The sequence below is a fragment of the Saccharibacillus endophyticus genome (assembly GCF_013185185.1).
GTDB lineage: Bacteria > Bacillota > Bacilli > Paenibacillales > Paenibacillaceae > Saccharibacillus > Saccharibacillus endophyticus.
The window spans coordinates 89,678-100,927 of record NZ_JAAZWE010000003.1 but is presented as its reverse complement, the minus strand read 5'-3'; the positions used below and the strand labels follow the sequence as shown (position 1 = coordinate 100,927).

The 11,250-nt window shown below is 51.7% G+C and carries 10 protein-coding genes and 1 pseudogene; 6 read left to right on the top strand and 5 right to left on the bottom strand.

Annotation, left to right across the window (positions count from 1 at the left end):
• Nucleotides 1–223 precede the first annotated feature (223 nt).
• The 3 genes from trxA to HRQ63_RS11770 form a co-directional block, all read right to left on the bottom strand.
• A complete protein-coding gene (gene trxA / locus HRQ63_RS11780) occupies nt 224–544 on the bottom strand; it encodes a thioredoxin (protein ID WP_037291158.1) in 321 nt (106 codons plus the stop codon).
• Nucleotides 545–757: 213 nt separating this feature from the next.
• Nucleotides 758–1,705 (bottom strand): primosomal protein DnaI, encoded by a 948-nt coding sequence (gene dnaI, locus HRQ63_RS11775; RefSeq protein WP_172243739.1) that lies wholly within the window; start codon nt 1,703–1,705, stop codon nt 758–760.
• A 53-nt stretch (nt 1,706–1,758) separates the two neighbouring features.
• Nucleotides 1,759–3,267: a replication initiation and membrane attachment family protein gene (locus tag HRQ63_RS11770; protein ID WP_172243736.1), complete on the bottom strand. Its 1,509-nt coding sequence runs from the start codon at nt 3,265–3,267 to the stop codon at nt 1,759–1,761.
• Between the two features lie 410 nt (nt 3,268–3,677).
• Here HRQ63_RS11770 and hemQ point away from each other — a divergent pair, with 410 nt between their 5' ends.
• A complete protein-coding gene (gene hemQ / locus HRQ63_RS11765; protein WP_172243733.1) occupies nt 3,678–4,424 on the top strand; it encodes a hydrogen peroxide-dependent heme synthase in 747 nt (248 codons plus the stop codon).
• Between the two features lie 559 nt (nt 4,425–4,983).
• Here hemQ and HRQ63_RS26365 read toward each other — a convergent pair.
• Together HRQ63_RS26365 and HRQ63_RS11760 are read right to left on the bottom strand one after the other, a co-directional pair.
• Nucleotides 4,984–5,112: pseudogene (locus tag HRQ63_RS26365) on the bottom strand (HAMP domain-containing sensor histidine kinase); the annotation flags it as partial.
• 246 nt (nt 5,113–5,358) lie between these two features.
• Nucleotides 5,359–6,549, bottom strand: coding sequence for an NAD(P)/FAD-dependent oxidoreductase (locus tag HRQ63_RS11760; protein ID WP_172243730.1), 1,191 nt, complete (start codon nt 6,547–6,549; stop codon nt 5,359–5,361).
• A gap of 449 nt (nt 6,550–6,998) precedes the next feature.
• On the opposite strand from HRQ63_RS11760, the gene HRQ63_RS11755 reads away from it, so the two are divergent.
• From HRQ63_RS11755 to HRQ63_RS11735, 5 genes are all read left to right on the top strand, one after another.
• On the top strand, nt 6,999–8,000 hold the full coding sequence (locus HRQ63_RS11755) for an NAD(P)/FAD-dependent oxidoreductase (protein ID WP_172243727.1): 1,002 nt from the start codon (nt 6,999–7,001) through the stop codon (nt 7,998–8,000).
• Nucleotides 8,001–8,392: 392 nt separating this feature from the next.
• Nucleotides 8,393–8,593, top strand: coding sequence for a hypothetical protein (locus HRQ63_RS11750; protein ID WP_172243723.1), 201 nt, complete (start codon nt 8,393–8,395; stop codon nt 8,591–8,593).
• 24 nt (nt 8,594–8,617) lie between these two features.
• Nucleotides 8,618–9,307, top strand: a complete 690-nt coding sequence (locus HRQ63_RS11745) for a TraX family protein (protein WP_172243720.1) — start codon at nt 8,618–8,620, stop codon at nt 9,305–9,307.
• Nucleotides 9,308–9,404: 97 nt separating this feature from the next.
• Nucleotides 9,405–9,725 carry a hypothetical protein gene (locus HRQ63_RS11740; protein WP_172243717.1) on the top strand — a complete coding sequence of 107 codons (321 nt, stop codon included), beginning with the start codon at nt 9,405–9,407 and terminating at the stop codon, nt 9,723–9,725.
• Nucleotides 9,726–10,044: 319 nt separating this feature from the next.
• Entirely contained in the window at nt 10,045–11,082 is a 1,038-nt protein-coding gene (locus tag HRQ63_RS11735; RefSeq protein ID WP_172243714.1) for an ABC transporter substrate-binding protein, read from the top strand.
• Nucleotides 11,083–11,250: the final 168 nt, after the last annotated feature.

The window sequence follows — 11,250 nt, the reverse complement described above, 5'->3', positions numbered from 1 at the left end:
TCGACGGTTTGGAATGACTTTCTTTTATTATACGCCAAAAATGTCTGCATGACACGAAAAGACGAACATGCGCTCTCCCTGCTCGCTCTCTTCGATATGAACGCGAAAGTGAGCAGGAAATGAAAAGAGAAACGACAACAAAAACCCCCGGCGGATTGCCGGGGGTTCTGCTTAGTTATGTCCGATTGGCTCGAATGGAGCAGCATCGGGCATAACGTTGAGATTACTCGTGTTTGGACAGTACGCCTTTCAGCGCTTCTTTGGAGTTTACGCCGATCAGTTTGTCGACCGGTTGTCCGTCCTTGAAGAAGATCATCGTCGGGATGCTCATAACTCCGAAACGGGAAGCCGTTTCAGGGTTTTCGTCGACGTTGACTTTCGCGATTTTCACGTTCGCGCCAACTTCGCCGTCCAGCTCGTCAAGGATCGGAGCGAGCATTTTACAAGGTCCGCACCATGGTGCCCAGAAGTCAACCAGAACGGTTCCTTCGCCAGCTTCCACTTCGGTTCCGAATGTTTGGTCGGATACATTTACAATAGCCACGGAAAATTCCTCCTTAAGGTATGCTGCAAAATTTATATATGGTGTATGTGTGTACACCGCAAATCGCCTAGTTAAAGATAACTTGCGCTTGTCTACCTGTCAATTATAACACGTATTTCCCGTTCTCGAAACAAATAATTGTATGTTTTTATAAACATCTAACCTTTTGTAAGTGAAGATTTCATGAAGAAAGCACTCTCCGGAAGGCATGCTTCATCCCCGTTTATTTTCGCCCAGCACATGGATGGTTTCCACGAAAGGCTGAATACGGTTCATCAAACGTTCTCCCTTATACGCTTCTTCTCCATCCTTATTGGTGAAACTCAAATGTTTGCCCAAATCGGATAAGGAATAATTGGAGGTGTAGAAAGTAGGTTTTCGATTCATGCGATGATTCAATATGGAGCCGAGCACATGGTCACGAACCCAGGGTCCCATATTTTCCGCGCCGATATCGTCAAAGATCAAAAGATCCGTATTTTTCATTAATTCGATCGTATCTCGAAGCTTTTCCCCGTCCTGGATCATGGATTTGACGTCTTCCACGAAATCCGGCATGTAGACGATCACGCCGGAATGGCCTTCCTTGGCCAACTCATGCAGCAGATAGCACATCAGGAATGTCTTGCCCGTACCGAACGGCCCTTGCAGATACAGCCCTTTTTTCTGAAGTCCGGAAGCTTTTGCTTGATCGATATAATCGAAAACCTGCATCACCGCCGACGAACGTACCGGATCTTTGCGCATGATCTCGACGTCGTCATAGCCTTCCTGCAAAGCGCGCTCGTCCACGTAAAAGCTGCGGATACGGCTGCTGATTTGCTTATCGCGCTCATGCGCAAGCTGCAAGTTGCAGGGTGCTTTGTAATCCCGAATCCGCAGTTGACCATTCACATCGTCGATGCTCAACTTTGTGTAATGACCTTGAAAATCATTCGGACAATTCTCCAGCCCCGGGCAATTATCGCAATGTTTTTTTTCCTTCACGAATTCGTATAGCCGACTGAGATTGCGAGTCAATTCCTGCTCGGCCAACTCCGGATAACGCAGCCTCAGTTGGCGAACTTCCGGTTCGTTCAAAATCTTCGTTTTCAAATCTTCGGTCCGCTGTCGAATACGCGATCCGCCCATTTGCTTGAGTACATCACCGATCGAGTCCATTTTCCTTTAACCTCCTTTCTGATTTTTAAAAAGCAGCAGTCGACAAGATATTATTAGCTGCGCGGCGCGTTTTTGCTCGCTTTTCTTTGCTCGGCCAAACGCACGTATTCGGCAAACTCCTCGTCGCTGACGGCAGTTTGAACCGGCGTGTTTTGCACGATCGGCAGCTCCGGCTTGCCTCGGGCGGCTTTGCCTTGAGCGCGGGCCCGGGAACCGTTTTGCGGCGCGGCTTGGCGCTTCGGATTGTTTTGATCGCGAATGTACCGGACCGCTTTCTCGTACGTATCGATCTGCCGCAGCAGCATATTGGAAGCGATCGAATCGACGAAGTTGCGGCTGATGCGTTGGTCGCCGTCTTTGCCGAGCAAAGTGACGAGGTAATGGATCAGCACGTTGATGACTTCGCCGGGCAATTTGTAGCTCAGATCGATCTTGCTGAACATATCGAGCCACGGACCCGGAACGGTTCCCGGGAAAAAGTTTCGCAGCAGCCCCGTGTAAGGCTCGTTGCGAAGCAGCATATTATATTGATGGATATCGCATTTCGATTGGAACTGCGCCGGAACTTCGAGGTAATACTCCATCTCCACGGCGTGTTCCACGGGCATGTCGTTAGCGGTTTCCGGTTCTTCCGGGCGAATGACGCGAGCGGCGCGAACCTGGCGTTCTTCGGTGCGCTTTGCCGTTTGCCGGAAAGTCAGGTTGGCGCGATTCTGAAGATTGTCGAGCATCAGTTCGCCGTCGTTCGAGAAAATGCCCTCTTCGTCCAACAAACGTACGATATCTTCGACGTTCAGGTCGAATTTGCGGGCCACGTGGTTGATCATGCCCATCTGCTCCCGATTATGCCGTAGTCCTTCGACGAACTGACGGTTGCGCGCGCCGCGCGGGAAATGCAGGATCACATCGGAATAATCGAACAGCGGATCTTCGACCGGCATGTTTTTGCTTTGGCGCCGGGCAGGCGTGGCTTCGGATAACGCCTGCTCCAATTCATAGTCGATGACATGGGTGTTCAGCTCGAAAATCTCGTAAAACGGCTGCGAGATATTTTCTTTGGCGGCGCGCCCGAGTTCTCCGAACTCCTCCGGCTCCCCGCTCCAAAAACGCTCCTGCAGCGCCAATACCGCGAACTTGCCGATCCGGTCGCGCAGCAGCAAAGTCAGATGCTGAGTCGCGAAAAAGTCGGACGGCGGAAGCGGCTGCTGAAGCTCGTATTCGTACATGTACTGGTCCTGCTCCGGCACGTACAGACGATGCGTCTGAAGCAGCCCCACAGCCTCCAGTTTCGATGCGTTCTCGACCATCACCGTACGTCCCCGATCGTTCGGTTCGATGCCGAGTGTCAAAAATAATCCGCGCTGCGGCTCCGGTTTGGAGTACCCGGTCTGCTCGGAAGGCAGGTGCTGGGTAAGCAGGCGGTATAAAGCGATAGCTGACGTCCCGACCATCGGCTGATAAATCAGGGTCAACATACGTTCGTCCAGATTGCTTAGGCTGAAATCGCGATACGTATAATAACGGTGATGTTCCGTGTAGTGTAACAAACTCTTCATGCGCATCGGCGGATGTCCCCCTCTTGTCCTTGCAAAATTGCGCGTAAAAATAGATGTGCTCCTCGGAACGCGCCCTTGGCTGTGGACAGGTTCTTCGGAGCCCCTCCATTTTACCACAATTCTTTCTGCATGAAAGGGCGGAAAGGACCCAAATTTCGAGGAATACGAAGTAGCCGCTCATTCAGATGCGTTCGGGCTTCGGAATGCTTATTTTCTTACGGATGAGTAGGCAATCGACCGTACTTTTCAATAGAGGGGATTTTTTGCGGAGCGAATTGCCCTTCCCTTCTCAATTGCGATACAATGGAAAATGGGAGTTCCCGGAAGCGCCTATTCGGCATCTATACAAATGGATTTTTGCAGCACGGTTTGTGAAAATCTCCAACATACAATCTGATTTGGGAGTGATACGATTCATGAATGAAGCTACGCTGACGCTTGAAGGCTGGTATTGCCTGCATGATTTCCGTTCGATCGACTGGACGCTGTGGAAAGCGGCCGACCAGGAAGAACGTGCCGGAGCAATGGAAGACTTGGAAGAGTTCATGAAAGAGTTCTCCGTAACGGCCGAAGCGGGAAAAGGCAGTACGGCAGTTTATTCGATCGTGGGGCAAAAAGCCGATTTCGTGTTCATGTACCTGCGCGAAACGCTGGACGACTTGAACAAACTGGAGACGGAATTCAACAAGACCGACTTCGCCAAGTTCACGAAAAAGGAATACTCCTACGTGAGCGTCGTGGAGTTGAGCAACTACCTGAGCAAAGAAGGCGAAGATCCGATGCAGAATCCTCAGATCATCGCCCGCCTGAAACCGGAACTGCCGAAATCGGCCCATATCTGCTTCTATCCGATGAACAAAAAGCGCGATCTGAACGACAACTGGTACATGCTGTCGATGGACGACCGCAAATCGATGATGCGCAGCCACGGCATGATCGGACGCGGCTATGCGGGCAAAGTGAAGCAAATCATTTCCGGCTCGGTCGGCTTTGACGATTGGGAATGGGGCGTTACGCTGTTCTCGGACGACGCTTTGCAGTTCAAGAAGCTGATTTATGAAATGAGATTCGACGAAGTCAGCGCCCGGTACGGGGAATTCGGGGCTTTTTACGTCGGGAATTTGTTGGATTGGGACAAGGCCGTGGAGATGTTGAAGGTTTAACGGCGGCAGGCGGGAAAAAGGTTCAGGAAGGGCGTTTGCTTAGGGCGACTGTAGGTTCGCGCTGGCGGGCGCTCTTTTTGCTGCGTGCGTTGTGAAAAATGGGGAGCGTGCGTCCGGCGAAGTGTTCGGTTTCGTCGCTTCCTGTCCTCGGGAAATTTGGATTGGATTTTTATATGGGAATTTCCCGAGGACAGAGGCGAACGCTTAAAAGTTTTCGCAAGAAAACTAGCATCGGAAGCATAAGCAGGCTCTGCACTCGAACACTTCGCCTCCCGCAGGAACGCTGGGCACGTACGCATACTTAAAGATAGAGCCGAAGCGCCCCGGACTGTAATCGTCCGGGGCGCTTCGCTTTTTCCCGCCTGCTGCCGGGGCGGGAAGGGTATATAGAGCGAGCGATGGCTGCGCAATCGCTCGGGGGCGCTGTGCGCGGGATTCGATGCGCCCTTGCTGACGGCTGTCGAATCGGGAATGGCGTTTAGCCGAAATGTGTGCGAATCGTCAACTTTCACGAGAGTCAGGTACTATTCGACGTTGACCTGCCTTATATAAAAACTAATTACGTATAACTTCCGAATCTGGCTGTTACTTCGGCTCCACCGGACTGCGCATTGCCCACGCTCAAGGCTCCGCCGTGTTTTTCGCACAGCAGTCGGCAGAGGTATAAGCCCAAGCCGAAGTGGGTGTCGGCTTCTTTTTCGCTGCCAGAAGCACTTCATACCCGCATTTTCGAAAATAGCTGCTCAGCATAACGGGCATTTTCCAAGATTCGTCCAAGCATGGAGCAAAACACGACGTTCAGATCGCGACGATACAAAAAAAGGCTGTCCGCGCATCCCGTTTGCACGGGGCGAAGACAGCCTTTTATATCAAGCTTTATCGAAATATTTCAGTCGGTTGCCCGACGCGAAATCTTTCTCATAACAACGTGTGCTTACAGGAAACGGCCTTTTTTCAGCACGAGACCCATGCCGCCGATGATGAACAGGTAACGAGCATCAACCACTTTTTTCAGTTGAGCTGCCGGCCAGCCTTTAATTTTCTTGCCCGCGACAACGGCTACGGCTTCGCCTTTACCCAGGGAAGCGACAGTACCTTTGTTGCTGAATGCGAATTTCTCGGTTTGTTGACCGCGAATGGTCGCGATCAGGTTTTTCGCAACGCGCTCGCCTTGTTGCATGGCGATTTGCGCAGTCGGAGGGTACGGACGGCCTTCAGGTCCGATCATAAGCGAACCGTCGCCGATGATGAAGACATTTTCGTGACCCGGAGCTTTGAGGAACTCGTCGACTTTGACGCGTCCGCGCATGGCTTCGAATCCGGCGTCTTCGATCAGGTGGTTACCGCGGATACCGCCGGTCCATACCACTGTTTTCGCTTCGATACGCTCGCCTTCGCCTACGGTTACGCCGTTTTCGTCGCAAGCTTTAACCGGTACGCCGATACGGAATGTTACGCCTTTTTTCGTCAACGTATCCATTGCGTAAGTAACCAGCTCAGGATCGAAACCTGGCAGAGCGGAAGGAGCCGCTTCGACGTTGAACAGACCTACCTTCGAAGGATCCACGCCGTATTGTTTCGCCAGTTCAGGCAAACGGTTCGCCAATTCGCCTACGAATTCGATACCCGTGAAGCCGGCGCCGCCGACCACGAAGTTCAGACGGGTTTCGTCGCCGTCTTTTTTGAATTCTTTGAATTGAGTCTCGATGTGCTCGCGGATCGCGCGCACGGAGTTGATGCTGCGGATCGAGAAGGCATGTTCTTTCATGCCCGGGATGCCGAATGTTTCCGGGTCGCCGCCCAGGGCGATAACCAGGTAGTCGTACGACAGCGTGCCGTCTTCCAGCACGACTTGACGCTCTTCCGGCTTGATTGCCGTTACGTTCGACTTCACCAGATCGATCTTGAATTCGTCGATCAGGTTCGAGATTTTCTCGTAAGTCTTCGTGTCCGGCTGCGTGCCGGCTGCCGGCATATGCAGTTCCGTCGTGAAGTAGTGATAGTCGTGACGGTTAACCAACGTAACGTCGGCTTCGTTGTTTTTGAGCTTCTTTTGCAGGTTTTGAGCTGTGAGGATACCGGCGTATCCGGCGCCCAGAATTACGATTTTGGGAATGCTGTTCATTGTTTTCCTTACCCCTTTTCGATTCGATAGTCATTTATGGGATAACCTCTAAAAGGTTTGAGCCTCATGTGAAATCTTACACAAAAACGGAGAGAACTCTCCCTATTGGTTGCTTATCCCGTCCGCATCTTGACTGCGACTTTTATCACATACATTGTACGCTTTTCCCGCGCATATTACAAAACAAAATTTGAAATTTGGACGCAGAACAGACAAAAAATATTCATAGTTGTCAGAGAGCCGGAAATACCGTGCCTTTTGCACGCATTGACACGGAACTTGCACGGTGCGTAAGCCAAAACCGCCAGCCTCAAGTGTCCGGACAAAGAAAAAAGCCGGGAATTCGCTTTGCAATCCGGTAAAAAACGAGTTTATAATAGATGGGAATTGAGAAACAAAATCATTGAGATAGATTCATGATGATTGATACCTTCGGAGGTGCTTATCAAGTGACAGAGATCCACAACGGCGAAAATATCGCTGATATACTAATCATCGGCGGCGGTCCGGCCGGACTATTTGCTGCTTTTTACGGGGGAATGCGTCAAGCATCCGTAAAGCTGATCGAGAGCATGCCTCAGCTTGGCGGACAGTTGGCTGCCCTTTATCCCGAAAAATACATCTACGACGTAGCCGGTTTCCCGAAAATAACCGCACAGGAATTGGTTAACCAGCTTGTTGAGCAAATGAATCATTTCGAGCAAGAAATCTGTCTCGAAGAAAAAGTAATCGCGGTCGACAAAGAAGACGAACGACGCTTCAAAGTCACGACCGACAAAGGCGTACACTACGCCAAGTCCGTGATCATCACGGCGGGCGTAGGAGCATTTGAACCGCGCCGCCTGACGCTTGAAGGCGCCGAACGCTTCGAAGGCGTCAACTTGCATTATTTCATCAGCGACCTGAGCAAATTCGCGGGCCGCAAAGTCCTGCTGAGCGGCGGCGGCGACTCCGCGGTCGACTGGGCGCTTATGTTGGAGCCGATCGCCGAGGAAGTCACGCTGATCCACCGTCGCGACAAGTTCCGCGCCCACGAACACAGCGTCGAGAACCTGATGGCGTCCAAAGTGAATGTCGTGACGCCGACGGAAATCACGGAGCTGGTGGGCGAAGAACGCATCGAGCGCGTCGTCCTTTCCCATGTAAAAACCGGCGAAACGCAGGAAATCGAAGTGGACGACGTAATCGTCAACTTCGGATTTGTCTCTTCGCTCGGCCCCATCTCCGAATGGGGTATCGAGATCCAAAGCAATTCGATCGTCGTCGATACCCGCATGGAAACGAACATTCCGGGCATCTTCGCCGCCGGGGACGTCACGACTTACCCGGGCAAGCTGAAGCTGATCGCGGTCGGATTCGGCGAAGCGCCGACGGCCGTGAATAACGCCAAAGTCTACTTTGATCCGGAAGCGAAATTGTCGCCGGGCCATAGCAGCAACATGAAGCGTTAAGATTTCCGAAATTATCCACAGAATCGACATAAACTGCCCGTATATAAGCCCGTTATGCACTCCGACGCGTCAGCGCCCGGTATAACGGGCTTTTTGCCGGGTTGAAAACCCTATCTTATCCCCCGTTTTCTGTGTGCAACTTGTGTATAATGTGGGTATAACAAGCTTGTAAGCCTGTTATGACGCTGTGGATTTGGGGATAACTTTATACACAGCGTTATCGCTTGTACGGATACGTATTCAACATGGTATGATGAGAGCGAAACGTGACAAATCTCATTTCTTACTCGTATTTCGACCGCATTCGATACGAAGTGTGCGCGGTCTTGGTACTTGATGCGCTTTTTTGCGCATCGGCATCTGTTTCTATTTATTGACAAGGAGGAACCCCCGTGGAAAAATTCGCGAGCGGTTTATACTGGGTCATCTCGATCGCGGAAGTCGTCATCCTTTTGATGATCGCCGCGTTTATGGTGATGCTCGGCATTAAATTTTGGAAAGAAAAGCGCTTCGGCCCCGTTATTGCGTTCACCGTCTTCCTTATCGTCTGCTTGACGTTGACTTGGTGGAGCGTTCAGGACAAATTCTTATAGCGGACCAAGGAGCGTGAAGGCGACATGCAGTTGATTGCCATGATTACGATGCTGATCGATCATTTGGGAGCCGTTTTTTTCCAGGATCAGCTTTGGATGCGTATTATCGGACGGATCGCTTTCCCGATCTACTGCTACCTGTTGGTGGTCGGATATCACCGGACGCGCAGCAAAAAACGCTATGCTTCAAGATTGTTCGGCCTTGCGCTTCTGTCGCAGATTCCGTTTTCGTTTGCCTTTACCACGACCGGCGTCAATGTTATCGGCACATTGTTCGTCTCGCTGTTGATCGTCATGGCTATCGATTATTTCAAAGGCCGGACTTGGCTGCGGTGGACGGTTGCCCTGCTTCTGCTGCTCCTCGCTTATTGGCCGATGGAAGCGTTGGGCTTCGATTACGCGATCTACGGGGTTCTGCTGGTGTTGATTTACCGTTACATGACGAATGCCTGGGCAATGGTCGGAGGTCATTTGGCTTTGAATCTGTTTTACGTGTTCTTTTTCCGCGGAGAAATCCAATTTTTCAGCATCGTGACGACGCTCTTCATCGCCGGCATTCAAGCAACCGTGCCGAACGCGAAAACGGAAGTCCGCCTGCCGCGATGGTTGTGGCGATTCTTCTATCCGGCTCACCTCGCCTTGATCGCGCTGGTTTCCTGGCAGATGAAAGGCCTCACATGGGATGAGTTTTTATCGCGGTTAACGTACGGATAAGGTCCGATATGAAGCCTTCATGATTCACTTCCTCTGCAGCTGGGTAGTATACCATGTCTTGTCTTTTAAACACATAAGGAATCTGGGGGAGTATCATATGGTGCTCGCACGCACGTTCAAAGGAATCAGCGGCCTGTTCGAGCTTATGCTCGGTCTTCCACTGTTGGGCGGTATGGTAGTCATGGGAAGCGGTTGGGGCATTTCCGTGGTCATGTTCGCTTTGCACGCTGTCACCCTCTTGTTGTCGTTGCAGCACCGGCAATCGTTTTACGGATCGGCAGCAGGGATCGTCACTTGTTTGCTCGTATCCGTCCCGGTTGTAGGCATGTTCGGTCATTGGGTAGCGGCCGTCCTGCTGCTTGTCAGCATGGTCGACCGTTATGGAGCAGGAATGTCGGGCGGCTTGCGTCGCATTTGACCGGCATGGCCGAAAAGAGGTTCGTTCCGTTGAAATCGAAGTCGATTTCGGGAACGAACTTTTTTTATTTGAGAAAAGATGCGATTGTGGATTGACTGCCGGTAAAAACTCAACGTAAGATAGGGGAAAACATTCGCCAGCTTGTTTTTTGTCCTTACATGCTTTGTCACTTTCTCGCACGAAAGCTACAATGCGGTTTCGCGGTTTCTTATTAAATGATCCAGACTCGGCACTATGTTTCGTATCGCTCGCGCGCCGACATTTCAGTTTCCGTCGCGTGCGGCATACTTGCATCATTCAGAGAGAGGGGTTCTAACATATGTTGAAAAAGAAATGGCTTCCGCTTGTTCTGACACTATCGCTCGCCGCTCTGGCCGGCTGCAGCCAAAACAGCTCGTCTACAGGGACTGACGGCGGCGACAGCGCAAGTAATTCCGATGCCAAAACGTACAAAATCGCGATCTCGCAGATCGTGGAACATCCGTCGCTCGACGCGACTCGCGAAGGCTTTGTCGCGGCGCTTAAAGATGCCGGCATCGTCGAAGGCGAAAATCTGACGCTGGATTACAATAATGCCCAAGGCGATTCGACGAACAACCTGTCGATCGCGCAAAAGTTGGCAGGTGCCAATAACGATCTCGTCTTCGCTATTGCGACGCCTTCCGCTCAAGCCGTCGCCGCGCAGGTCAAAGAAACTCCGGTCGTGTTCGCGGCCGTAACCGACCCCGTCAGCGCCAAGATCGTAGCCAGCATGGAGCAGCCGGGCGCCAATGTGACGGGTGCATCCGATACCAACCCTGAAGCGATCAAGCAGTTGGCCGATTTCATCGCCGAAGAACTGCCGAACGTAAAAACGGTGGGACTCGTTTTGAATGAAGGCGAACCGAATGCCGTCGTCATGGCGGATCGTGCAGAGGAAGAATTGGGCGCGCACGGCATCACGCTAGTCAAAGCAGCCGTGACCAACACGTCCGAAGTCCAACAGGCGGCCCAGTCGCTCGTAGGCAAAGTGGACGCCCTCTATATCACGCTAGACAATACGGTGGTCAGCGCTGTCGATACGATCATCAAGATCGCGAACGACAACAAGCTTCCGTTCTTCTCCAGCGATCGCGACACGGTAGAAAAAGGCGCATTCGCAACCGTCGGCTTCAAGTACTATGATCACGGCTACCAAGCAGGCGAAATGGCGGTTCAAATTTTGAAAGACGGCAAAAAACCGGCCGACCTCCCTGTCGCCATGCAAGAAAAACTGGACTTGATCCTGAACCTCAAAGCCGCCGAAGCTCAAGGCATCGAAGTGACCGACGAGATGAAAGGCAAAGTACAGGACCAGGAAAACAATATCATTCAATAAACCGCATCGCAGCCGTCATTGCTGCACCGATCAGGTTCCGACGGTAAAGCAATGTCACGGCGCACGCTTCATGATCAACGAACGCAGCACGCATGAAGCGAAAAGAAACGGGATGAGCGTGTGCTTCATCCCGTTTTGTTTTCCCTCAATATCCGTTAACCCGTTACG

Bases quoted from the DNA above. Each gene is read 5' to 3' on its own strand.
- HRQ63_RS11745 (WP_172243720.1), top strand. From the start codon at position 8,618: ATGCAGTTGATTGCCATGATTACGATGCTGATCGATCATTTGGGAGCC.
- HRQ63_RS11770 (WP_172243736.1), bottom strand. From the start codon at position 3,267: ATGCGCATGAAGAGTTTGTTACACTACACGGAACATCACCGTTATTAT.
- HRQ63_RS11760 (WP_172243730.1), bottom strand. From the start codon at position 6,549: ATGAACAGCATTCCCAAAATCGTAATTCTGGGCGCCGGATACGCCGGT.
- HRQ63_RS11735 (WP_172243714.1), top strand. From the start codon at position 10,045: ATGTTGAAAAAGAAATGGCTTCCGCTTGTTCTGACACTATCGCTCGCC.
- HRQ63_RS11740 (WP_172243717.1), top strand. From the start codon at position 9,405: ATGGTGCTCGCACGCACGTTCAAAGGAATCAGCGGCCTGTTCGAGCTT.
- hemQ (WP_172243733.1), top strand. From the start codon at position 3,678: ATGAATGAAGCTACGCTGACGCTTGAAGGCTGGTATTGCCTGCATGAT.
- dnaI (WP_172243739.1), bottom strand. From the start codon at position 1,705: ATGGACTCGATCGGTGATGTACTCAAGCAAATGGGCGGATCGCGTATT.